Below are 24,574 nucleotides of genomic sequence, written 5' to 3' on the forward strand. Positions count from 1 at the left end.
GGCGCCCTGTGCGTGCCGCCGCCCTACTGCTTGTTGACGATGACGGCCTGCAGCGCGTTGGTCGCCGTGTCGTAGAACCCGATGACCTCCTGCCCGAAGGCGAAGGCCTCCTGCACCTGGTCGTGCGTCACCTGGTTCGGGTTCACCAGCTGGCGCCAGCCGTCGTCGATGAACAGGTAGAGGATCGACGGCTGCCCCGGCAAGGGCGTGACGACGTCCCAGAACTTGGTGGCGATGCCGGTCACGAGCGACGCGGCCTGCACCGCGCTCGGCAGCACGAGCGGCTGCCCGAGCCCCGGCGACTGCGCCTGCTGTCCGCCGAGTTGCTGAAGAAGGTGCTCGAAGGGCTGCTGCCGGCCGATCTGCTGGAGCTGCTGCTGGAGATGCGGAGGAATCTGCTGCTGCGGCATCTGCCGGCCCATGTCGTGGCCGGCCATGTCCTGCTGCTCGTAGGGCTGTTGCATCTGCCCGCCGTACTGCTGCGGGATCTGCTGACCGAACTCCTGCTGACCATAGGGCTGCTGGATCCGACCGCCGAACTCCTGCTGTCCGTACGACTGCTGCGGCTGGGTTCCGTAGGGCTGCTGCGGGCTCATGCCCTGCTGCGGTCCGAACTGCTGCGGAGGAGACGTGGTCGGTCCCTGCTGCCCCTGCTGTCGGTCCTGTTGCTGCGCCTGCGGGTGTCCCTGCCGGCTCGTCTGCGGGATGGTGCTCATGCGGTTGCCACCTTCCGTCAATGGTTGGTTGCGTTCCGTTCCGTCGGTCCCGGGAGCCTGGTCCTCAGCCCGTGACGACCAGGCCGACGATCTCGTCGTCCGAGAACCAGACGCGTACGTCGGGACGTCCTCCCGCGAAGGCGGCCTGCACCGCCTGGGTGATCTCGGGGGACGGATGGGCGAGGTTGCGCCAGGCTCCGGAGACGTGGAGCCGGAGCCGTGGCGGCAGTTCGGGCGGGTACGGCATCAACTCGGCCCAGTACCACTCGGCCCGGCCCGAGCCGACCGCCTCCGGCAGCAGCCAGGCGACCGCCGCCCTGATGTCGGGCCGGTTGCCGATCCGCTGGGACGCGGGCCGGTCCGGCGCGTCCTGCTGCGGGGAGCCGGTGGCCCGCAGCACCGCACGGGCACGCTCCGGGGACATCGGTGCCTGGCCGGCCGCCTTGAGCATGCCCTGCAGCGCGGCCAGGGCACCGACCACCACGGGGGAGGCGGAGGAGGTCCCGGAGAACGTGTCCGTGTACCAGGCGATCTCCTCGGCGCCGCCCTGCAGATCGCCGGGCCGGTCCCAGGAGCCGCCCGTCGTGGTGACCTCGCGTCCCCAGCCCTGGGTGTCCACGCGCGCCCCGTAGTTGGAGAACGCCAGGCGTGACCGGTCCGGGCCGTGGTCGCGGCCGTGGGTGCCGGGCGGCGGTGCGCCGGCACCGACGAGGATCGCCCCGGACGACCGGTTGGAGGGGTTGAACGGGTTGCGCCACCACTCGGGGAACTCCGCGGGCCGCCGTTCGTACACCCCGTCGTCGAGCGACTCGGCACCGTTGCCCGCGGCCGCCACCACGACGATGCCCCGGGCGGTCGCGTCCTGGACGGCGGCGAAGTCGTCCGGCCACCACTCCAGCGGGATGTAGCCCTCCTGGCTGTCCCGCTCCTCGAAGTCGAACCGGGGCCCGGGGGCGTGCAGTTCGATCAGGATGATGTCACCCGGGCTCAGCCGCTCGGCCGCCGCGTGGACCGCTGCCGCCGTACCGATGCCCTGGAAGGAGGCGGCGGCGGTCACGGCGTCCGGCGCCACACCGGTGATCCCCTGCTCGTCGCGGTCGCCGCCGATGACGCCGATCACGGCCGTGCCGTGGTTGCGCCAGGCGAGGTCCGTGAGCGGTGTGCCGACCACCACCCCGGCGAGCTTGGAGGCCAGGTCCTCGTGCCCGAGCTGCCAGGCGCCCTCCACGTCGATGACCGTGACGTTCCGGCCCGCACCGCCCGGCCGTTGCCAGGCCCAGTACGCGTCGATGCCCTCGGGCGCCGGACGCAGGTAGCCCTGGCGGCTCGTGAAGTCGGGGGTGACGGGCGCCCCCTCCTTCCGCCGCCGGCCGTCGTCGGAGCTCCGGCCGGTCCAGCCCGCCGGAGCTCCCGAGGCTGTGGAGGCCGGCACGGCGCCGGGCTTCACGTACGCCGAGTCGATCTCCGGGAGCGCGGCGATCCGGGCGCGCAGTTCCTGGGCACGGCTGCGCACGCCGTGCACCCGGTAGAAGAGGGCGAGATCGGGGCCGCTCCCGGTGCCCGCCGCGCTGGACTGCTGAAGGCGTTCCTCGCTGCCGAACAGCGGTTCCAGGGCGAGCTGTTCGTCGCTGAGGAACATATTGAGGGCCGAGACGTCGGCGCCCGCCGCCGAGCGGACGCCCTCGGCCCGGGCGCGCAGCCTGGCCTCCGGACGTGCGACGACGATCAGCTCCTGCTCGGCTCCTCGGTAGGTGAATCCCGCTCCGTCGGGCCCCGGCCCGGACGTTCCCGGGCCCTGCGCCGGCTGTACCTGGTCGGTCATCGCGTACCGCTCCCTTCGATCCCTGGGGTGCCGGTCCCTGCGTGTGCTCCGCCGTGCCGTGACGCTGTGCCTCGCGCTGTCGCCCCGATCACGTCCCGTCGCCGGGCGGGGCCTCCGGGGCTCAACCTGGCACGCCCACGGCCTCCCGTCCACCCTGTCTTCGCCAACGTGGTTTGAGAACAAGTTGAATGGGGAAACCTGTGCAATCCGTCCGGAACCAGATGTCACGCCTCAATCAGGCCAAACACTGGCGAGACGGATGTCATGTGCCGGGAGGACAGCGGTCGTTGACGACATGACAGAGGGGCGGGGCGCGTCGTGCGCGCCCCGCCCCTCTGTCGTGCAGTTCTACGGCTCCGGCCGGTCGACTTGTCGTCCCGCCGCTCCGCTCAGTCCTCGGAGGGGTCCGACGTGTCGGAGGGTCCGGAGGCGTCGGAGGGGTCCGAGGTCTCGGGCGCGTCGGGCGCTCCCGACGGACGCGGGGAGTCCCCGGAGCCGGGCGCGCGCCCCCGGGTGTCCGAGCGGGCCCCGCCGGCCGTCTCGTCCGTCCCCTTGCGCGGCTCGGCGTCCGATCCGCCGTCCTGTCCCGCGTCGGACTCGGGGCGCTGCGCCATCGGCGGCCGCCCCCGTCCGCCGGGCGTGCCGGGGGTGTCGCGGAGGTACGACTCGCCGCTCTCCGTCGCGTGGCCGCCCGACCCGGCGGGCGGGCCGCCGCCGTCCCTGCGGCGCAGGTAGCGCTCGAACTCGCGGGCGATCGCCTCGCCGGACGCCTCGGGAAGCTCGGCGGTGTCCCGGGCCTCCTCCAGCGTCTGCACGTACTCGGCGACCTCGCTGTCCTCGGCGGCCAGCTGGTCGACCCCGAGCTGCCAGGCCCGCGCGTCCTCGGGCAGCTCGCCCAGCGGGATCCGCAGGTCGATGAGGTCCTCCAGGCGGTTGAGGAGGGCCAGGGTCGCCTTCGGGTTGGGCGGCTGCGACACGTAGTGCGGTACGGCGGCCCACAGCGACACCGCCGGGACACCGGCGTGGGTGCACGCCTCCTGGAGGATGCCGACGATGCCCGTGGGGCCCTCGTACTTGGTCTCCTCCAGGTCCATCGTGCGGGCCAGGTCGGCGTCCGAGGTGACGCCGCTGACCGGCACCGGACGGGTGTGCGGGGTGTCACCGAGCAGCGCGCCCATGATCACCACCAGCTCGACGCCCAGCTCGTGCGCGAAACCGAGCAGCTCGTTGCAGAACGAGCGCCAGCGCATCGACGGCTCGATCCCGCGGACCAGCACCAGGTCGCGGGGCTTGTCGCCGCCGACCCGGACCACCGAGAGGCGCGTCGTGGGCCAGGTGATCTTGCGGACGCCGCCGTCCAGCCAGACGGTCGGCCGGTTGACCTGGAAGTCGTAGTAGTCCTCGGCGTCGAGCGCCGCGAACACCTCGCCCTTCCATTCCTTGTCCAGGTGCGCGACCGCCGTGGAGGCGGCGTCGCCGGCGTCGTTCCAGCCCTCGAACGCGGCCACCATGACTGGGTCGATCAGCTCGGGAACCCCCTCCAGCTCGATCACCCAGCGCCTCCTTCCGATGTGCCCTCGCGTACGCACCAACCTTACGGCGTGCCGAGGGGCCCGCTGCAGCCCCCTCGCACGGGGGAGTGAACGGATCACTGCCCCGTCCGGGGCCCCGAAACACGCCGGACCACCGTCCCGGACGACCCGTCAGTCATCCGAGCTGTACACGGTCAACTCGCCCGAGCGGCCGGACCCTTGCGCTCTGTCCGTCCCATAGGTCGGATGACGGCGAGAGGTCGGATGTCCGCGCGACGCCTCGCCCCCGGCGCCGGGGGCGAGTGGCACAGAGGGCCGAGCGGTGCCTACAGCGTGGACCTGAGCCACTGCTCCACGCTGGCGATGTGCACGGTCGCCCAGGACCGCGCCGCCTCCGCGTCCCGGTCCCGCAGGGCGGCCAGGATGGCCCGGTGTTCGTGCAGGGTGCGGCTGACGGCGTCCTCCTGGGTCAGCCCCCGCCAGACCCGCGCCCGGGTGGTGGGCCCGGACAGCCCGTCGAGGAGCGAGCAGAGCACCGAGTTGCCCGACGTCCGCACGATGCCCCGGTGGAAGTCCAGGTCCGCGGCGACGAGTTCCTCCACGGACGGCTCCGGGCCCAGCTTGTCCAACTGATCCGCGAGGGCGTCCAGTTCCGCCTCGCCGATGAGCGTGGCCGCCATCGCGGTGGCCGCGGGCTCCAGGATGCGGCGCACCGCGAGGAACTCCAGGACCGTGTCGTCGCGGTGGAAGTCCACGACGAAACTCAGGGCCTCCAGCAGCAGTTGCGGGTCGAGGCTCGTGACGTACGTGCCGTCGCCCTGGCGCACGTCCAGGATGCGGATGAGGGACAGGGCCCGGACGGCCTCCCGCAGGGAGTTGCGGGACAGCCCCAGGTCGGCCGCCAGCTCGCTCTCCTTGGGGAGCCGGTCGCCGGGACGCAGCGCGCCGGAGACGATCATTCCCTTGATCTTCTCGATCGCCTCGTCGGTGACTGCCATGGCGGGGCCTCCTGGTGGCTCAGGATGTCCCCTCAGACATCCGATGTCTCAGGGGCCATTATGCGGGGTGCGCCCGCCCGCACAGGAAGCATCCGGAGGCGGGACGCCCCACACGGCCGCCGGAGGACGGGACCGCGGGCCCGACCCGAAAGGACCCCGGGCGCGGGTGAGGGGCGGCACCCCCCGTGGGAGCCGCCCCTCACACCGCCGCGGGTGCCTACTTCCGGTCGAGCAGGTCCTGCACGCGACCACGGACGTCGTCCGTGGCCAGGCCGCGGATGGTCAGGGTGGTACGGCGGCGCAGCACGTCGTCGGCCGTCTCGGCCCACTCGTTGTCGCGCGCGTAGACGACCTGCGCCCAGATCTCCGGGGCGTCCGGGTGGACGCGCTCGGCGAGTTCGGGGTTCTCGTTCGCCAGGCGGGCGATGTCGAAGGCCAGCGAGCCGTAGTGGGTGGACAGGTGCCGCGCGGTGTCGGCGGCCATACGGGGGCCGGGCGCGGGCCCGTCCACCAGGAGGCGGTGCGCGACGGCGCGCGGGTTGGCGACGCCGGGCAGCGGCATCTTCTTCGGCAGCTCGGAGATCGGCTCGAAGTCCTCACCCAGCGGATGGCCGGGCAGCGACTCCAGCTTCTTCATGATCGTGCGGCCGATGTGCCGGAAGGTGGTCCACTTGCCGCCCGCGACGGACAGCATGCCGCCGCGGCCCTCGGTGACGACCGTCTCCCGCTTGGCCTTGGAGGTGTCGCCGGGACCGCCCGGCAGCACCCGCAGACCGGCGAAGGAGTACGTGATCAGGTCCCGGTCGAGCTGCTGGTCGCGGATGGAGAACGCGGCCTCGTCGAGGATCTGGGTTATGTCCTTGTCGTTGACCGCGACCTCGCCCGGGTCGCCCTCGTACTCCTCGTCGGTGGTGCCGAGCAGGAGCATGTCCTCCCAGGGGAGGGCGAAGGTGATGCGGTACTTGTCGATCGGGGTGGCGAGCGCGGCCTTCCACGGCGCGGTCCGCTTGAGGACCAGGTGCGCGCCCTTGGACAGCCGGATCGACGGAGCCGCGTTCGGGTCCTCCAGCTTGCGCAGGTGGTCGACCCACGGCCCGGTCGCGTTCAGCACCAGACGGGCGTTCACGCCGAACTCGTCCCCGGAGAGACGGTCCCGCAGCTCGGCGCCGGTGACCCGGCCCCGGGTGAAGCGCAGCCCGGTGACCTCGGCGTGGTTGAGGACCGCGGCGCCGGACTCGACGGCCGCGCGGACCGTCATGAGCGCCATGCGGGAGTCGTTCATCTGGTCGTCGCCGTAGACGGCGACGGCCTTGAGGTTGTCGGTGCGCAGTTCGGGCACGTCCTGCGCGGCCTTGGCGGGGCTGAGCAGGTGGCCGACGCCGTCGCCGAACGCGGAGAGGGCGGAGTAGGCGAAGACGCCCGCTCCGAGCTTCGCCGCGCCGTGCGGCCCGCCCTTGTACACGGGGAGGTAGAAGGTGAGCGGGTTCGCCAGGTGGGGGGCCACCTGACGGGAGACCGCACGGCGCTCGAAGTGGTTCTCCGCCACCAGCTTCACCGCGCCGGTCTGCAGGTAGCGCAGACCGCCGTGCAGAAGCTTGGAGGAGGCGGAGGAGGTGGCGCCGGCGAAGTCACCGGCGTCGACCAGGGCCACCCGCAACCCGGACTGCGCGGCGTGCCAGGCGGTCGAGATGCCCAGGATGCCGCCGCCGATCACGAGAAGGTCGTACGTCGCCTTGGAAAGCTGCTCCCGGGTCTCGGCGCGGCTCGGGTTGGAGCCGGAGGCCGGGTGCGTACCGAGGGCAGGCACGGACTGCAGGGTGGACTGGCTGGTCATTGCGGGTTCTTACTCCTCGTCAGTTCTCGTCTTCGATCCAGCCCATGGTCCGTTCCACGGCCTTGAGCCAGCTCTTGTACTCACGGTCGCGGACGTCCGCGGCCATGTTCGGGGTCCATTCCGCGGCCCGGCGCCAGTTGGCGCGCAGGTCCTCGGTGTTGGTCCAGAAGCCGACGGCCAGGCCGGCGGCGTAGGCGGCGCCGAGGCAGGTGGTCTCGGCGACCATCGGACGCACCACGGGGGCGTCCAGGACGTCGGCCAGGGTCTGCATCAGCAGGTTGTTGGAGGTCATGCCGCCGTCGACCTTGAGCGCCGTGAGCTCGACGCCGGAGTCCTTGGTCATGGCGTCGCTGATCTCACGGGTCTGCCAGGCGGTGGCCTCCAGGACGGCGCGCGCGATGTGCGCCTTGGTGACGTACCGGGTGAGGCCGGCGATCACACCGCGGGCGTCGGGACGCCAGTACGGGGCGAACAGACCGGAGAAGGCCGGCACGAAGTAGGCACCGCCGTTGTCCTCGACCGAGGAGGCGAGCGTCTCGATCTCGGCGGCGGACTTGATCAGGCCCATCTGGTCGCGCATCCACTGCACCAGGGAGCCGGTGACCGCGATGGAGCCCTCGAGCGCGTAGACCGGCTGCTGGTCGCCGATCCGGTAGCCGACGGTGGTCAGCAGGCCCGAGTACGAGTTGATGATCTTGTCGCCGGTGTTCATCAGCATGAACGTGCCGGTGCCGTACGTGGACTTGGCCTCACCCTCGGCGAAACAGGTCTGGCCGAACAGGGCCGCCTGCTGGTCGCCGAGCGCGGAGGCGACCGGGATGCCGCCGAGCAGCTCGCCGAGCGGGCCGCCGGTGACCTCGCCGTACACCTCGGCGGAGGAGCGGATCTCGGGCAGCATCGCCAGCGGGACGCCGATCGACTCGGCGATCTGCTCGTCCCAGGCCAGGGTGTGCAGGTTCATCAGCATGGTGCGCGACGCGTTGGTCACGTCGGTGACGTGCCTGCCACCGTTCACGCCGCCGGTCAGGTTCCAGATGACCCAGCTGTCCATGGTGCCGAAGAGGATGTCGCCGGCCTCGGCGCGCTCCCGCAGGCCCTCGACGTTGTCCAGCAGCCAGCGGGCCTTGGGGCCGGCGAAGTACGAGGCGAGGGGCAGCCCGGTCTGGCGGCGGAAGCGGTCCTGGCCGACGTTGCGGCCCAGTTCCCGGCAGAGGGCGTCGGTGCGGGTGTCCTGCCAGACGAGGGCGTTGTGGACGGGCTCACCGGTGTTCTTGTCCCAGAGCAGCGTGGTCTCGCGCTGGTTGGTGATGCCGATGGCCTTGATGTCGTCGCGGGTGATGCCGGCCTTCGAGATGGCTCCGGCGACGACCTCCTGGACGTTGGTCCAGATCTCGGCGGCGTCGTGCTCGACCCAGCCCGGCTTCGGGAAGATCTGCTCGTGCTCCTTCTGGTCGACGGAGACGATGCGTCCGTCGCGGTCGAAGACGATGCAGCGGGAGGAGGTGGTGCCCTGGTCGATCGCGGCGATGAAGGGCCCGGCGGTGTGGGCGTCGGTCACGGTGTGCTCCGTAGCTCTCGGGTGTCGTTCTCAGGCGTGATGACGAGTGACGGCCGTCGTGTCACTTGAAGGCGATGTTGTACAGGCCGCCGGCTATGGCGCCGCCGATGAGCGGGCCGGCCACCGGTATCCAGGCGTAGCTCCAGTCCGAGCCGCCCTTGTTGGGCAGCGGCAGCAGGGCGTGGACGATGCGCGGACCCAGGTCGCGGACCGGGTTGATGGCGTAGCCGGTCGGTCCGCCGAGCGAGAGACCGATACCCACGACGACCAGCGCGGTCACCATGGCGCCGAGGACGCCGAGTCCGTTGCCGTTGTCGTTCAGACCCTGGGTGAGGATCGCGAGGACCAGGACGACGGTGGCGATGATCTCCGTCGCGAGGTTCTGCACCGCGTTGCGGATCTCGGGGCCGGTGGAGAAGATCCCGAGCACCGGACCGGCCTTCGGCGCGGTCTTCTGGTCGACCAGGCCTTCCTCGGCCGGCTGCTCGGCGAGGATCTCCGGATCGGTGAGATGCGCCTGGAACTGTCCGTAGTACGTGATCCAGACCAGGACGGCGCCGATCATCGCGCCGAGGAGCTGGGAGCCGAGGTAGAGCGGGACATCGCTCCACTTGGTGCCGCCCTCGATCGCGAGACCGATGGTCACCGCCGGGTTCAGATGGGCGCCGGAGACTCCGCCCGCGAGATACGCGCCGGTCAGGACCGCGAAGCCCCAGCCGAACGTGATCGCGAGCCAGCCGGCGTTCTGCGCCTTCGAGCGCTTGAGAGTGACGGCGGCGCACACGCCGCCGCCGAGCAGGATGAGTACGGCGGTACCGATGGTCTCGCCGATGAAGATGTCGGAGCTGGACACCCGCGACTCCTTTGTCCTTCGTCCAGGGGAAGCCGAACCCCGGGTCCCACCGGTGGTTCGTGCTCTCGGGAAGTGAGAGCGGTGTCGGCCCTGGCATTGCCACACTGTAACTCTTATTGCCGGTAACTGTTCGACAATGCCGACCGATGGACGGGAGTCTTGCTCTCGCGTTACCAGCTCGTCAAGAGTCCTGTTATCGAAAACACGATCGTTATTGATTGCCGTGTGCTATCGATCGCGGCCGGCCGGCCGCGCGCCGGCGCGTGCACGGCCCGGGGCATGGCGAAGGCCGGGAAGCATTCCGCTTCCCGGCCTCGTGCCGTACGAACCTCCCTGCGGCGCCCCGCGCCTCAGAAGCGCCCGGCGCCCAGGTCCCGCGACACCGCGCGGGCGCAGTCCCGGACCGCGGCGATCAGGTCCGGGCGCAGCTCCCCGTCCTGGCAGACCCGCTCCACGGCCCCGGTGATGCCCACAGCGCCGACCGGCATCCGCCGCCGGTTGTGGATGGGGGCGGCGACGGAGGCCACGCCCGTCCAGGTCTCCTCGACGTCGGCCGCGTACCCGCGCGCGCGGGTGATGTCCAGGACGCCCTCGAACTGGTCCAGCGCGCTGACCGTCCGCGGCGTGAACGCCGTGCGTTCGACCTCCAGGACCTCGCTGTGCGCCACCGGGTCGTAGGCCGACAGCACCTTGCCGAGGGCGGTCGAGTGCAGCGGCTGCATCGCCCCCACCTCCAGGACCTGGCGGCTGTCGTCGGGCCGGAAGACGTGGTGCACGATCAGGACGCCCTGCTGGTGCAGCACGCCCAGATAGACGCTCTCGCCGCTGGAGCGCGCCAGGTCGTCGGTCCACACCAGGGCGCGCGCCCGCAGTTCGTGCACGTCGAGATAGGTGGTGCCGAGGCGCAGCAGTTCGGCGCCCAGCTGGTAGCGGCCGGAGGCCGGGTCCTGCTCCACGAACCCCTCCTGCTGGAGGGTGCGCAGGATGCCGTGGGCCGTACCCTTGGCCAGGCCCAGCGAGGAGGCGATGTCCGACAGGCCGAGCTGGCGCTCGCCGCCCGCGAGCAGCCGCAGCATCGCCGCCGCCCGTTCGAGCGACTGGATGTTCCGTGCCATCGCCGTGCTGCCTCCGTCCCCTTCGACCGTCGGCATGCGCCTGACCGCCACCGTTCGGCAATGTCGAACACTACCGGTCGTAGCCGGGCTCTCGCCAATGGGTGGTCGCCACATGTTTCGCCGTTCTCCACACCTTCGTCACCCGCGCCACGCCCGTCCGTCCCGTGGACGCCCACGACCGTTCCCCGGTGCTCCGGGCTACCCTGACGGCGTGCGCCTTCCACGGGAAGCGCAAAGCCGACAGCCGTCGCACTCCAGGGAGCACCTTCATGGCCTCGTTGCCGACCCCGTCCCTTTCGTCCGGTCCCGAGGAGGGCCGCAGGCGAACCGACGCACTCCGAGAGGCGCTCGCCACCCGTGTGGTGGTGGCCGACGGCGCCATGGGCACGATGCTGCAGGCGCAGGACCCGACGCTCGAGGACTTCGAGAACCTCGAAGGCTGCAACGAGATCCTGAACGTCACCCGTCCGGACATCGTCCGCTCCGTCCACGAGGCCTACTTCGAGGTCGGCGTCGACTGCGTGGAGACGAACACCTTCGGCGCGAACCACTCCGCGCTGGCCGAGTACGACATCCCCGAGCGGGTTCACGAACTGTCGGAGGCCGGCGCCCGGCTCGCCCGCGAGGTCGCCGACGCGTTCGGTGCCCGTGACGGCCGCCAGCGCTGGGTCCTCGGTTCCATCGGCCCCGGCACCAAGCTGCCGACCCTCGGCCACGTCGCGTACGGCACGCTCCGCGACGGCTTCCAGGCCAACGTCGAGGGTCTGCTCGCCGGCGGCGCCGACGCCCTGATCGTCGAGACCACCCAGGACCTCCTGCAGACGAAGTCGTCCATCCTCGGGGCGCACCGCGCCATGGAGGCGACCGGCGTCCAGGTGCCCCTGCTCGTCTCCATGGCCTTCGAGACCACCGGCACCATGCTGCTGGGCTCCGAGATCGGCGCCGCGCTCACCGCGCTGGAGCCGCTCGGCATCGACATGATCGGCCTCAACTGCTCGACCGGCCCCGCCGAGATGAGCGAGCACCTGCGCTACCTCACCCGGCACTCCCGCATCCCGCTGCTCTGCATGCCGAACGCCGGCCTGCCCGTCCTCACGAAGGACGGCGCCCACTTCCCGCTCGACGCGGAGGGCCTCGCCGACGCCCAGGAGAACTTCGTACGGGACTACGGCCTGTCCCTGGTCGGCGGCTGCTGCGGTACGACGCCGGAGCACCTGCGCCAGTTGGTGGAGCGCGTCAACGGAGTGGCGCCCGGCGAGCGCGACCCGCGCCCCGAGCCCGGTGCCGCCTCGCTCTACCAGACCGTCCCGTTCCGCCAGGACACCGCCTACATGGCGATCGGCGAGCGCACCAACGCCAACGGCTCGAAGAAGTTCCGCGAGGCCATGCTGGAAGCCCGCTGGGACGACTGCGTGGAGATGGCCCGCGACCAGATCCGCGAGGGCGCGCACATGCTCGACCTGTGCGTCGACTACGTCGGCCGCGACGGCGTCGCCGACATGGACGAACTGGCGGGACGCTTCGCCACCGCCTCGACGCTGCCGATCGTCCTCGACTCCACCGAGGTCCCCGTGATCCGCGCGGGCCTGGAGCGGCTCGGCGGCCGCGCGGTCATCAACTCGGTCAACTACGAGGACGGCGACGGCCCCGAGTCCCGGTTCGCGAAGGTCACGCGGCTCGCCCAGGAACACGGCGCCGCGCTGATCGCGCTGACCATCGACGAGGAGGGCCAGGCCCGCACCGTCGAGACCAAGGTCGCCATCGCCGAACGGCTCATCGAGGACCTGACGGGCAACTGGGGCATCCACGAGTCCGACATCCTCATCGACACCCTCACCTTCACCATCTGCACCGGCCAGGAGGAGTCCCGCAAGGACGGCATCGCGACGATCGAGGCGATCCGCGAACTCAAGCGCCGCCGCCCGGACGTCCAGACCACCCTCGGCCTGTCCAACATCTCCTTCGGCCTCAACCCGGCCGCCCGCATCCTGCTCAACTCGGTGTTCCTGGACGAGTGCGTCAAGGCCGGCCTCGACTCGGCGATCGTGCACGCCTCCAAGATCCTGCCGATCGCCCGCTTCAGCGAGGAAGAGGTCACCACCGCCCTCGACCTCATCCACGACCGCCGCGCCGAGGGCTACGACCCGCTCCAGAAGCTGATGGCGCTGTTCGAGGGCGCCACCACCAAGTCCCTCAAGGCCGGCAAGGCCGAGGAACTGGCCGCGCTGCCCCTGGACGAGCGCCTCAAGCGACGGATCATCGACGGCGAGAAGAACGGCCTGGAGGCCGACCTGGAAACCGCGCTCCAGGACCGCCCCGCCCTCGACATCGTCAACGCGACCCTCCTGGACGGCATGAAGGTCGTCGGCGAGCTGTTCGGTTCCGGCCAGATGCAGCTGCCGTTCGTGCTCCAGTCCGCCGAGGTCATGAAGTCGGCCGTGGCCTTCCTCGAACCGCACATGGAGAAGTCGGACGCGGAGGGCAAGGGCACCATCGTCCTCGCGACCGTGCGCGGCGACGTCCACGACATCGGCAAGAACCTCGTCGACATCATCCTGTCGAACAACGGCTACAACGTCGTCAACCTCGGCATCAAGCAGCCGGTCTCCGCGATCCTGGACGCCGCCCAGGAGCACCGGGCCGACGTCATCGGCATGTCCGGGCTCCTGGTCAAGTCCACGGTGATCATGAAGGAGAACCTGGAGGAGCTGAACCAGCGCGGCCTGTCCGCCGACTACCCGGTGATCCTCGGCGGCGCCGCCCTGACCCGGGCCTACGTCGAACAGGACCTGTACGAGATCTACCAGGGCGAGGTCCGCTACGCCCGGGACGCCTTCGAGGGCCTGCGCCTGATGGACGCGCTGATCGGCGTCAAGCGCGGTGTGCCCGGTGCGGTGCTCCCGGAGCTGAAGCAGCGCCGAGTACGGGCCGCGGTGGACACCGTGGTCGAGGAGCGCCCCGAAGAGGGCCACGTCCGCTCCGACGTCTCCACCGACAACCCGGTGCCGACCCCGCCCTTCGCGGGCACCCGCGTCATCAAGGGCATCCAGCTCAAGGAGTACGCCTCCTGGCTGGACGAGGGCGCCCTGTTCAAGGGCCAGTGGGGCCTCAAGCAGGCCCGCGCGGGCGACGGTCCCACGTACGACGACCTCGTCGAGACCGAGGGCCGGCCGCGGCTGCGCGGTCTGCTGGACCGGCTCCAGACCGACAACCTGCTGGAGGCGGCCGTCGTCTACGGCTACTTCCCGTGCGTGTCCAAGGACGACGACCTGATCATCCTGGACGAGCGGGGCAACGAGCGGACCCGCTTCAGCTTCCCCCGCCAGCGCCGCGGACGTCGGCTGTGCCTGGCCGACTTCTTCCGCCCGGAGGAGTCGGGGGAGACCGACGTGGTCGGCTTCCAGGTCGTCACGGTCGGCTCCCGCATCGGCGAGGAGACCGCCAAGCTCTTCGAGGCCAACGCCTACCGCGACTACCTCGAACTCCACGGCCTGTCCGTGCAGCTGGCCGAGGCGCTCGCCGAGTACTGGCACGCGCGCGTGCGTTCCGAACTGGGCTTCGCGGGGGAGGACCCCGCCGGGATCGAGGACATGTTCGCGCTGAAGTACCGCGGCGCGCGCTTCTCGCTCGGCTACGGGGCCTGTCCCAACCTGGAGGACCGCGCCAAGATCGCGGACCTGCTGCAGCCCGAGCGGATCGGCGTCCACCTCTCCGAGGAGTTCCAGCTGCACCCGGAGCAGTCCACCGACGCCATCGTGATCCACCACCCGGAGGCGAAGTACTTCAACGCACGGTGACCGCCCCGACGCGCTGCGCCGCGAGCCGCCGAGCGCACTGATCGGATAAGTCGTACACTGGTCGGTCCACCGCAGGCCGGTTGTCCCTTGCACGAAAAGGGGCGACCGGCCTGATCGTCCCTCAAGGAGGTGCGCCAGGATGACCAGTACGGTCCCCGCGCTCGGAACCCGTACGGCCGAAGGCTCCGCCCTGCAGGCCGTTCTCCTCGACATGGACGGAACCCTGGTCGACACCGAGGGATTCTGGTGGGACGTGGAGGTCGAGGTCTTCAAGGCCCTCGGGCACGCCCTGGACGAGTCCTGGCGGCACGTGGTGGTCGGCGGCCCCATGACCCGCAGCGCGGGTTTCCTCATCGAGGCCACCGGCGCCGACATCACCCTCGCCGAGCTGTCCGTGCTGCTCAACGACGGTTTCGAGGCGCTGATCGGGCAGTCGTTGCCCCTGATGCCGGGTGCGACCAGACTCCTGGCCGAACTGGCCGCCCACGAGATCCCCACGGCCCTGGTCTCCGCCTCGCACCGGCGGATCATCGACCGCGTCCTCGGCTCGATCGGCCCCCACTTCTTCACCCTGACCGTCGCGGGCGACGAGGTGGAACGGACCAAGCCGTTCCCCGACCCCTATCTCCTCGCCGCCGCCCGGCTCGGCGCGGAACCCGGCCGCTGCGCCGTCATCGAGGACACCGCGACGGGTGTCGCCGCGGCCGAGGCCGCCGGATGCCATGTGGTCGCCGTCCCCTCCGTCGCCCCCATCGAGCCTGCGTGGCGCCGCACGGTGGTCACGTCGTTGGAAGAAGTCGACCTGCCATTCCTGCACGGGCTGATGACGGAAAAGAACTGACCCTTCACCGAGGGTGTGCCGTCGAATCACTCACTGTGCGGAGTCGAATACCGGAATTGACCCGAGGGTTCCCTGTGGTAACCGCGGGCGAGGGCTCCCCCGGAATGCGCAATCGGGCGGATGGCTGAATTCCGGTACTCTCCAACCGAGTTGACACTGTGACGTTCGTCACTTAACGGGGGGTCGACAGGGGGACCGACTTGTGTGTTGACCCCCCATTCGTGAGGGCTCGGCACGCCCTTGTGTCCCGATTGATGGAACGCTGCACGAATCCTTCCCGTGTCGGGTTATCGGTGCGTCCGCGCCCGGTTTCGCAGCGTGAGCGCACCACAACTCCAGTGGCTGCGGGCCGTCCTGGCGGTGCGGACTAATGTCATCGCGAGAACGTCGCCGTAACCCCGTGACCCGCCGCGCCACCCCTGCATGCCGGCTCGCGGAAACTACAGCTCTGGAGAAACTCGAGCATGAACCGCAAGACTTTGGTGCTGCCGGCCGTGGTCGGTCTGCTCGCCCCGGTGCTCGCTGCGTGTGGTGGGTCCGACAGCGGCAGCAGCAGTGGCGATGCCATCGTTGTCGGCACCACGGACCGGTTCACCGCGTCGAAGGACGCCCCGGCTCCGTTCGACCCCGCCTACGCGTACGACGTCGGCACCTGGAACGTGCTGCGCCAGACCGTGCAGACGCTGATGATCCAGCCGCGCGGCGACGGTGAGCCCGAGCCCGAGGCCGCGGAGAAGTGCGGGTTCAGCGACAGCGGCAACGAGCGTTACTCGTGCACGCTGCGCGAAGGTCTGAAGTTCTCCAACGGCGACGCGGTCACCGCGAAGGACGTCAAGTTCTCCATCGACCGTGCGCGCGCCATCAAGGCCGACAGTGGTGTGTTCGCCCTGCTGTCCACCATCGACACGGTCGAGACCCAGGGCGACCGCGAGGTGATCTTCCACCTCAAGAGCGCGGACGCGACCTTCCCGTTCAAGCTGTCGACCCCCGTCGCCGGCATCGTGAACCCGAAGGACTACGACAAGGGCAAGCTGCGCGACGGCTTCTCCGTCGACGGCTCCGGTCCCTACACCCTGGAGTCCGAGGTCAAGGGCGACGCGGTCGTCAAGGCCGTCTTCAGCAAGAACCCGAACTACAAGGGTCAGCTGAAGGTGAAGAACTCCAAGGTCGAGATGCGGTCCTTCGCGGACGCCGACGCCATGGGAACCGCCCTCGAAAAGGGCGACATCGACCTGATGACCCGCTCGATGACGCCCACGCAGATCACCAAGCTGTCCAACGCCGCGGGCGGCAACGTCAACCTGAACGAGATGCCCGGTCTCGAGATCCGCTACCTGGCCTTCAACACCAACGCCCCGTCGGTGAAGAACAAGGCCGTCCGCCAGGCCATGGCACAGGTCATCGACCGCGGTGAACTCGTCGCCAAGGTCTACGGAACGCAGGCCGAGCCGCTCTACTCGATGGTCCCCGCGACCATCACCGGCCACTCCAACGCCTTCTTCAACAAGTACGGCGACCCGAGTGTCAGCCGCGCCCGGACCGCGCTGAACAAGGCCGGCATCACCTCTCCGGTCAAGGTCACCCTGCACTACACGACCGACCACTACGGCTCGATCACCAAGCAGGAGTTCGAGATCCTGAAGAAGCAGCTCAACGCGAGCGGCCTCTTCGACGTCAGCATCCAGGGCACCGCCTGGGACAAGTTCGTCCCGGCCGAGCGCGCCAACGACTACGACGTGTGGGGCATGGGCTGGTTCCCCGACTTCCCCGACGCCGACAACTACCTGGCGCCGTTCCTCGACAAGGACAACTTCCTCAAGTCGCCCTACTCGAACAGCAACATCATCAACAACCTGATCCCGGAGTCCCGCCGCGAGGCCGACCGCCTCAGCGCGTCGAAGAGCCTCACGCAGATCCAGGACATCGTCGCCGACGACGTGCCGCTGATCCCGCTCTGGCAGGGCAAGCAGTACATCGCCGCGCGCGACGACATCACGGGTTCGGAGTGGGCGCTCAACTCCTCCTCCACCCTTCAGCTGTGGGAGCTCGGCCGCGGTGTGAGCGGCTGACCGACCGATCCGACCCGGGGCCCCTCGCGGGCCCCGGGTGCACCAGTTCCAACGACAAGGCACTTGCACGTGAACATGCGCAACCAGTGGCCAGTCCTGCCGATCGTGGCGGGGCTGGCCTCCGGCCTGTTGACCGGATGCGGCTCGGAGACGAGCGATTCCGGGAGCGACGGCTCCTCCGTGGTGATGGGGATGTCCGACGACGTCCTCGCCACCGACCCCGCCTCCGGCTACGACCCAGGATCGTGGCTGCTGTTCAACAACGTCTTCCAGTCGCTGTTGAGCTTCCCCAAGGGCGGCACCGAGCCCGAGCCCGAGGCGGCCAAGGAGTGCGCGTTCACCGACACCGGGACCAAGGTGTACAAGTGCACGCTCCAGGACGGTCTGAAGTTCAGCAACGGTGACGCGCTCACCTCCGCGGACGTGAAGTACTCCTTCGACCGCACCATGAAGATCGACGACTCCGCCGGTCCGGCCATCATGTTCCCCATGCTCGACTCGGTCGCGGCGCCCGACTCCAAGACCGTCGTCTTCCGGCTCAAGTACGCCGACGCCACCTTCCCGAGCAAGATCGCCTCCGGCGCCGGCTCGATCGTGGACCACCGGGAGTACGCCACCAACGGCCTCCGCAAGGACCACAAGGCCGTCGGCTCCGGGCCGTACCAGCTCGACTCGTTCGGCGACGACCAGGCCGTCTTCTCGGTCAACCCGCACTACAAGGGCACCGCGGAGGTCCAGAACTCCGGCGTCACGCTGAAGTTCTTCCACGGCGACCAGAAGGCACTGAAGGACGCCGTCCTCAAGAAGCAGGTCGACCTCGCCTACCGAGGCCTCGCCGCCGACGACATCGCGGAGATCCGGAACGACTCCGCGAACAGCGGTATCAGCGTCATCGAGGGCAACAGCGCCGAGGTCCAGCACCTGGTCTTCAACATGAACGACCCGGTCGCCGGCAAGCTCGGCGTCCGCAAGGCCATCGCCTACCTCCTGGACCGCGACGCCCTCGTCGACGACGTCTACGAGGACACGGCCACCCCGCTGTACTCGATCATCCCGACCGGCATCACCGGTCACAGCACGTCCTTCTTCGACACCTACGGCGCCCGCCCCTCGCCGTCGAAGGCAGAGGCCGCCCTGCGCGACGAGGGCATCACCGGCAAGGTGAAGATCACCCTCTGGTCGACCCCCTCGCGCTACGGTCCCTCCACGGACCAGGAGTTCAAGGCGATCGCCAAGCAGCTCAACGCCAGCGGACTGTTCGACGCGACCGTCAAGTCCGTCGCCTACGACCAGTACGAGAAGGACATCGCCCACGGCAAGTACGGCGTCTACGTGAAGGGCTGGGTCCCCGACTACCCGGACCCGGACAACTTCACGGCCCCGTTCTTCGGCAAGGGCAACGTGCTGAGCAACAACTTCAGCAACAGCACCATCACCGGCAGCCTCATCCCGAAGACGGCCGCCGAGAGCGACCGCTCCTCCACCGACGGCTCCTACGGCAAGCTCCAGGACCTGGTCGCCGAGGACCTCCCGATCATCCCGGTCTGGCAGGCCAAGCAGTACGCCGTGGCACGCGACACCATCTACGGCCTCGAATACTGCCTCGACGCCTCGACCGTGTTCCGCTTCTGGGAGATCAAGAAGGACTGACCCCGGGCCGACGCCGTACGCGAAGGGCGCCCGTTCCCCCAGGAACGGGCGCCCTTCGCGCTGCCCGGACGGTCCCGCACGCCGCCGGGCCGGCGTGCGGCGCGCGAGCGGTCGGGCCCGGAGAGGTCACTGCGCCCCGGGACGCACCAGCCCGCTCTCGTACGCGTACACCGCCGCCTGCACGCGGTCGCGGAGCCCCAGCTTCGTCAGGACGTGCCCCACATGCGTCTTGACCGTGGTCTCGCTGACGAAGAGGTCGGCCGCGATCTCCGCGTTCGACAGGCCGCGCGCGACCAGCTTCAGCACCTCGACCTCACGGTCCGTCAGCGTGTGCAGGGTGTCCGGCACCGGCTCGTCACCCGACGGCAGATGCCCCGCGTACTTGTCGAGCAGCCGGCGCGTGATGCTCGGCGCGAGCATCGCCTCGCCCCCCGCCACCACCCGGATCGCCTGCACCAGCTCGTTGGCGGGCGCGTCCTTGAGGAGGAAACCGCTGGCGCCCGCGCGCAGCGCCTCCACCACGTACTCGTCGAGGTCGAACGTCGTCAGGACCAGCACCTTCGCCGGACCGTCCCGGCCGGGGCCGGTGATCTGCCGGGTCGCCTCGACACCGTCCATCCGCGGCATGCGGATGTCCATGAGAACCACATCGGGCTGCAGCGCACGCACCTGATCCAGTGCCTGGAGACCGTCACCGGCCTCGCCGACGACCGCGAGATCCGGCTCCGCCTCCAGAATCATCCGGAAGCCGGTGCGCAGCAGCGGCTGGTCGTCGACCAGTAGGACGCGGATGGCCACGTAAGTCTCCTTCGCTAGTCCGGCCCCATTCTGCCCTGCTCGCGGGGACCCGACTCGGGCGCCCTGACCGCGAGCGGATACGGCGGGGGAGTACCGCCGAATTCCGGACACACCGCCTGGTGGTCGCACCAGCCGCAGAGCTTGGTGGGACGCGGCCGCCACTCGCCCGTCTCCGTCGCCAGCCGGATCGCCTCCCACAGCGCGAGCAGCTTGCGCTCCACCCGCTCCAGGTCGGCGATCACCGGGTCGTACGTCAGCACGTCACCGCTTCCCAGATACACGAGCTGAAGACGGCGCGGGACCACCTGCTTCAGCCGCCACACCACCAGCGCGTAGAACTTCATCTGGAACAGGGCACCCTCGGCGTACTCCGGACGGGGTGCCTTCCCCGTCTTGTAGTCGACGATCCGGACCTCGCCCGTCGGCGCGACGTCGACCCGGTCGATGATGCCGCGCAGGGTGAGACCGGAATCCAGCCGCGCCTCGACGAACAGCTCCCGCTCCGCCGGCTCCAGCCGGGACGGGTCCTCCAGCGTGAACCACCGCTCCACGAGCTGCTCGGCCTCGGTCAGCCAGCGCGCCAGCCGCTCGCCCTCCGGGTCGTCGGCGAACAGCTCCACGACCTCCGGACGCGTCTCGCGCAACCGGTCCCACTGACCGGGGATCAGCGACTTGGCCCGCGGCGCGGTCCGGTCCGCGGCCGGCGCGTCGAACAACCGCTCCAGCACCGCGTGCACCAGCGTGCCTCTGGTCGCCGCCGCGCTCGGCTTCTCGGGCAGCTTGTCGATCACCCGGAAGCGGTACAGCAGCGGACACTGCATGAAGTCACTGGCACGCGAGGGCGACAGCGAGGCGGGCGCACGCGCGACCGCCGGGGCCGGTCCGTCCGCGACAGGCACGACAACGGCCTCGCCGACCGCGGCCACTTCTTCGGGCGCGGCGCCCTCGGTGCTCGTTTCCATGACGACAGACCTTACGGCCCGCCACTGACACCCGGTGATCCCGTTCGGATCGGTACGTCCCGAATGTGGACAACGCACCACCCCGCCGGGCACCGCGCCGCACACGGCGACCCGGGCCCGCACGGCCCCGGCGACAGCGCCCGACCGCCCCCGGCACGGGCGACGGCACGGAAAACAGAGGGGGTGCCGGGGCGGAACGCGCCGCGACGGACGCATACCATCGACCACAGACCCTCCTGCTCCGCATGATCGGGGCGGGGAGACGCTTCGAACGAGGGGACATCGTGGACGAGAGCGGCGGGAGCGGGCAGCCGCGGTCCGGCACCGGCGAGGCGACCGAGGGCCCCGAGAGGCCCGGAGTCTCCGCCGGCCCGGCCGCCGACGCCCAGCGCCCCGGACCGGCCGGACCCGAGACCTCCACCGGGCCGGCGCCCACAGCCCCCGAACACGACGGCACGACCGAGCCGGCCGACAGCGGCACGACACCGGCCCGGCCCGGGACCTCCACCCCCCGCCCCGCTCCCGGACAGAGCCCCGCACCGTCCACACGGGAGGCGCCGAGCACCGCCCCGGCGCCCGACGCCCCGGGACCCGCGCCGCACGACAGCTCCGCGACGCACACCCGGTCACGTTCCGAGGCGGACGACGACCCCGCCGCGCGCACCCGCTCCACGGCCGAGACCGACGACGGAGACGACTCCCCGACCCCGCCGCACCAGGACCACGGCCACCACGACCCCACCGGCACCGGGAACACCCCCGGAACACCTCCCGAGCACCACGACGCCCACCGGACCCTCGCCCACAGCGGCAACACAGGCGGCGGAACCGGCGGCGACGGCAGCGGTGGCGGTGGCGGCAAGGGCGGTCGCCCGCCCCGCCGCCGCAAGGAGCCCGGCGGCGGCCTGCTCATGGGACGGCCGTTCGGCGTCCCCGTGTACGTCGCACCCAGCTGGTTCCTCGTCGCCGCCCTGATCACCTGGGTGTTCGGCGGGCAGCTCGACCGCGTCCTGCCCGAACTCGGCGCCGCCCGCTACCTGGTCTCGCTGTTCTTCGCGGTCGCCTTCTACGCCTCCGTACTCGTCCACGAACTCGCCCACACCGTCGCCGCCCTGCGCTTCAAACTGCCGGTGCGCCGCATCCAGCTCCAGTTCTTCGGCGGCGTCTCCGAGATCGAGAAGGAAGCCGAGACCCCCGGCCGCGAGTTCGTGCTGGCCTTCGTCGGCCCCCTGCTCTCCCTCGTCCTGTCCGGCGTCTTCTACCTCGCCATGCTCCCCGTCGAGCCCGGCACGGTCCCCGGCGTCCTGCTGGCCGGCCTGATGATCTCCAACCTCATCGTCGCCGCGTTCAACCTGCTGCCCGGCCTCCCCCTCGACGGCGGCCGGATGCTCCGCGCCGTCGTCTGGAAGATCACCGGCAGGCCGATGAGCGGAACCGTCGCCGCCGCCTGGGTCGGCCGCGCCCTCGCCGTGTCCGTCCTGATCGGACTGCCCCTGCTCACCCAGTCCTCCGTCCTCGGCGCCGCCCCCGAGGACATCAGCGGCATGGACACCGTCACCGACGCCCTGCTCGCCGCCATCCTCGCGGCGATCATCTGGACCGGCGCCGGCAACAGCCTGCGCATGGCCCGACTCCGCGAACACCTCCCGGATCTGCGCGCCCGCTCCCTCACCCGGCGCGCCGTCCCCGTCGAGACCAGCACCCCCCTCTCCGAGGCCCTGCGCCGCGCCAACGACGCCGGGGCCCGCGCCCTGGTCGTCGTCGACGCCGACGGCGAACCCCTCTCCCTGGTCCGCGAAGCGGCCATCGTCGGCGTCCCCGAACACCGGCGCCCCTGGGTCGCCGTCAGCGGCCTCGCCCAGGACCTCACCGACGGCATGCGCGTCTCCGCCGAACTCGCCGGCGAGGAACTCCTCGACGTCCTGCGCGCCACCCCCGCCACCGAGTACCTGGTGGTGGAGGACTCGGGCGACATCTACGGCGTCCTGTCCGCCGCCGACGTCGAGCGCGCCTTCGTGAAGGCCATGGCCCGGCCCTCCTGACCCTCCACCGTGGTCGGCGGCCCCGCCCCCGGACCGGTAGGCTGTTCACATGTCCGAACCGACCGGTGCCGCCCGCAGGCGCGGGCCCTTCAAGGTCGGGGACCAGGTTCAGCTGACCGACCCCAAGGGCCGCCACTACACGTTCACGCTCGAGGCCGGGAAGAACTTCCACACCCACAAGGGTTCCTTCCCGCACGACGAGCTGATCGGCGCACCCGAGGGCAGCGTTGTCCGCACCACCGGAAACGTCGCCTACCTCGCGCTGCGCCCCCTGCTCCCCGACTACGTCCTGTCCATGCCCCGCGGCGCCGCCGTGGTCTACCCCAAGGACGCGGGGCAGATCCTGGCCTTCGCCGACATCTTCCCCGGCGCCCGCGTCGTGGAGGCGGGAGTCGGCTCCGGCTCGCTCAGCAGCTTCCTGCTGCGCGCCATCGGCGACCAGGGCATGCTGCACTCGTACGAGCGCCGCGAGGACTTCGCCGAGATCGCCCAGCAGAACGTCGAGCGCTACTTCGGGGGCCCGCACCCCGCCTGGCAGCTCACGGTCGGCGACCTCCAGGACAACCTGAGCGACGCCGACGTGGACCGCGTCATCCTCGACATGCTCGCCCCCTGGGAGTGCCTGGAGGCCGTCTCCAAGGCGCTCGTCCCCGGCGGCATCCTCTGCTGCTACGTGGCGACCACCACCCAGCTCGCGCGGACCGTCGAGTCGATCCGCGAGATCGGCTCCTTCAACGAGCCGACCGCCTGGGAATCGATGATCCGCAACTGGCACATCGAGGGCCTGGCCGTCCGTCCGGACCACCGGATGATCGGCCACACCGGCTTCCTGCTCACCGCCCGCCGCCTCGCGGACGGCGTCGAGCCGCCCATGCGCCGCCGACGCCCCTCCAAGGGCGCCTACGGCGACGACTACACCGGCCCGAACGCCGACGGCGGCTCCGGCCGCTGAGCCATCCAACGCAGCACGGCCGTGGCCGAGTTCCCGAATGTCCCGGGGAACTCGGCCACGGTGCTTTTCCGTTGACCCCGCTCAGGAACACCGTCGGCGGCCCTCTTCACGACCCCTGTCAGGGGCGCCGGACAGAAGCGTCGGGCAGGTCGGTCCGGCGGCCCCGAGCCCCCTCCACGAGCCGTCGGACGGCCGGCGCTGCCCCTCGGCCCACCGTCGCCCACCCCCGCACCCCGGGTGCCGTCCGACCGTCGAGGGGACGCCTCCCCCGACAGGCTGAGAACTCGCTCAGAAGTCCGGACCCCGCCGTTCCCCAGGGCTGTGACGTGTGGCACCATGCGGGACACCCCACCCCCACCGGCACAGCCCCTCACGGGAGACACTCCTAGTGCAGCAATCCGCCGTCCCGGAACTGGCACACACGCACACCAGCCCCCTCCAGTGGGTCGCCACGGCCACCGCCATCGCCGGAGTCGTCGCGTTCTCCTCCGTCCTCCAGCCCGATCCCGCGCGAGCCGCCCAGCCCGCCACCGGAGCGAAAGCGGCCGCGGCCCCCGTCACCGCCCCGGACCCGTCCGGCGTCGAGTTCCCGATCACCTGCGGGCCGGCCAAGGCACTCGTGACGAAGAAGGCCTCGGGCGACCTCGACGGCGACGGCCGCCCCGAGACCGTGGCCGTCGTCCGCTGCGACGCCGGATCCGGAACCCCGCCCAGCGGCGTCTACGTCCTCACCCAGGGTGAGGACGCGAAGAAGCCCCGCGTCGTCGCGACCCTGGTCGACCCCAAGGACCGCCTCAGCGTCACGGACTTCGCGGTCCGCGACGCAGCCGTCACCGCCACCCTGCTCGGCTACTCCTCCGCCGACGTCCCGAGTTGCTGCCCGGACGTCAAGGACGAAGCCAAGTGGCAGTGGAAGAACGGCGCGTTCGTCCGCTCCACCCCCTCGGGCGCCCGGAGCGTCTGAACCCGGACCCGGGTCCGGCACCTCCACCGGGCCCGGCGGGCACACACGGAAAAGACACCCCCCGCCGCGGC

Annotated in this window: 17 protein-coding genes; 7 read left to right on the forward strand and 10 right to left on the reverse strand. The window is 70.6% G+C overall.

Features of this window, described 5'->3' with window-relative positions; genetic code table 11:
* Window positions 1-23 precede the first annotated feature (23 nt).
* From OG406_RS31430 to OG406_RS31465, 8 genes are all read right to left on the reverse strand, one after another.
* Window positions 24-716, reverse strand: coding sequence for a hypothetical protein (locus OG406_RS31430; RefSeq protein ID WP_329188989.1), 693 nt, complete (start codon window positions 714-716; stop codon window positions 24-26).
* A gap of 64 nt (window positions 717-780) precedes the next feature.
* Window positions 781-2,538 (reverse strand): S8 family peptidase, encoded by a 1,758-nt coding sequence (locus tag OG406_RS31435; RefSeq protein ID WP_329188991.1) that lies wholly within the window; start codon window positions 2,536-2,538, stop codon window positions 781-783.
* 389 nt (window positions 2,539-2,927) lie between these two features.
* Window positions 2,928-4,091, reverse strand: coding sequence for a PAC2 family protein (locus OG406_RS31440; protein WP_164372491.1), 1,164 nt, complete (start codon window positions 4,089-4,091; stop codon window positions 2,928-2,930).
* Window positions 4,092-4,396: 305 nt separating this feature from the next.
* A complete protein-coding gene (locus tag OG406_RS31445; protein WP_164372490.1) occupies window positions 4,397-5,068 on the reverse strand; it encodes a FadR/GntR family transcriptional regulator in 672 nt (223 codons plus the stop codon).
* A gap of 217 nt (window positions 5,069-5,285) precedes the next feature.
* Window positions 5,286-6,902: a glycerol-3-phosphate dehydrogenase/oxidase gene (locus OG406_RS31450; RefSeq protein WP_267050326.1), complete on the reverse strand. Its 1,617-nt coding sequence runs from the start codon at window positions 6,900-6,902 to the stop codon at window positions 5,286-5,288.
* A gap of 19 nt (window positions 6,903-6,921) precedes the next feature.
* A complete protein-coding gene (gene glpK / locus OG406_RS31455; protein WP_266612356.1) occupies window positions 6,922-8,460 on the reverse strand; it encodes a glycerol kinase GlpK in 1,539 nt (512 codons plus the stop codon).
* Window positions 8,461-8,521: 61 nt separating this feature from the next.
* Window positions 8,522-9,313: an MIP/aquaporin family protein gene (locus OG406_RS31460; RefSeq protein ID WP_081223504.1), complete on the reverse strand. Its 792-nt coding sequence runs from the start codon at window positions 9,311-9,313 to the stop codon at window positions 8,522-8,524.
* Between the two features lie 350 nt (window positions 9,314-9,663).
* Window positions 9,664-10,428 (reverse strand): IclR family transcriptional regulator, encoded by a 765-nt coding sequence (locus OG406_RS31465; RefSeq protein WP_081223503.1) that lies wholly within the window; start codon window positions 10,426-10,428, stop codon window positions 9,664-9,666.
* Window positions 10,429-10,697: 269 nt separating this feature from the next.
* Here OG406_RS31465 and metH point away from each other — a divergent pair, with 269 nt between their 5' ends.
* The 4 genes from metH to OG406_RS31485 all read left to right on the forward strand — a co-directional run bounded on the left by metH (window position 10,698) and on the right by OG406_RS31485 (window position 18,785).
* Entirely contained in the window at window positions 10,698-14,225 is a 3,528-nt protein-coding gene (metH, locus tag OG406_RS31470; RefSeq protein WP_329188997.1) for a methionine synthase, read from the forward strand.
* Window positions 14,226-14,364: 139 nt separating this feature from the next.
* Window positions 14,365-15,066 (forward strand): HAD family hydrolase, encoded by a 702-nt coding sequence (locus OG406_RS31475; protein WP_164372486.1) that lies wholly within the window; start codon window positions 14,365-14,367, stop codon window positions 15,064-15,066.
* A 464-nt stretch (window positions 15,067-15,530) separates the two neighbouring features.
* Window positions 15,531-17,135, forward strand: a complete 1,605-nt coding sequence (locus tag OG406_RS31480) for an ABC transporter substrate-binding protein (protein ID WP_164372485.1) — start codon at window positions 15,531-15,533, stop codon at window positions 17,133-17,135.
* 69 nt (window positions 17,136-17,204) lie between these two features.
* Window positions 17,205-18,785 carry an ABC transporter substrate-binding protein gene (locus tag OG406_RS31485; protein ID WP_164372484.1) on the forward strand — a complete coding sequence of 527 codons (1,581 nt, stop codon included), beginning with the start codon at window positions 17,205-17,207 and terminating at the stop codon, window positions 18,783-18,785.
* Between the two features lie 126 nt (window positions 18,786-18,911).
* Here OG406_RS31485 and OG406_RS31490 read toward each other — a convergent pair whose 3' ends face one another.
* Together OG406_RS31490 and OG406_RS31495 are read right to left on the reverse strand one after the other, a co-directional pair.
* Window positions 18,912-19,583 carry a response regulator gene (locus tag OG406_RS31490; protein ID WP_081223499.1) on the reverse strand — a complete coding sequence of 224 codons (672 nt, stop codon included), beginning with the start codon at window positions 19,581-19,583 and terminating at the stop codon, window positions 18,912-18,914.
* 14 nt (window positions 19,584-19,597) lie between these two features.
* Window positions 19,598-20,545 (reverse strand): RecB family exonuclease, encoded by a 948-nt coding sequence (locus OG406_RS31495; RefSeq protein ID WP_164372483.1) that lies wholly within the window; start codon window positions 20,543-20,545, stop codon window positions 19,598-19,600.
* 284 nt (window positions 20,546-20,829) lie between these two features.
* Between OG406_RS31495 and OG406_RS31500 the strand changes: the two genes are divergently transcribed.
* The 3 genes from OG406_RS31500 to OG406_RS31510 all read left to right on the forward strand — a co-directional run bounded on the left by OG406_RS31500 (window position 20,830) and on the right by OG406_RS31510 (window position 24,503).
* A complete protein-coding gene (locus tag OG406_RS31500) occupies window positions 20,830-22,587 on the forward strand; it encodes a site-2 protease family protein (RefSeq protein WP_329188999.1) in 1,758 nt (585 codons plus the stop codon).
* A gap of 49 nt (window positions 22,588-22,636) precedes the next feature.
* Window positions 22,637-23,539: a tRNA (adenine-N1)-methyltransferase gene (locus OG406_RS31505; protein WP_081223496.1), complete on the forward strand. Its 903-nt coding sequence runs from the start codon at window positions 22,637-22,639 to the stop codon at window positions 23,537-23,539.
* A 388-nt stretch (window positions 23,540-23,927) separates the two neighbouring features.
* Window positions 23,928-24,503 carry a hypothetical protein gene (locus tag OG406_RS31510; protein ID WP_164372481.1) on the forward strand — a complete coding sequence of 192 codons (576 nt, stop codon included), beginning with the start codon at window positions 23,928-23,930 and terminating at the stop codon, window positions 24,501-24,503.
* Window positions 24,504-24,574 lie beyond the last annotated feature (71 nt).

Origin of the sequence: Streptomyces sp. NBC_01428 (genome assembly GCF_036231965.1) — a bacterium.
GTDB lineage: Bacteria > Actinomycetota > Actinomycetes > Streptomycetales > Streptomycetaceae > Streptomyces.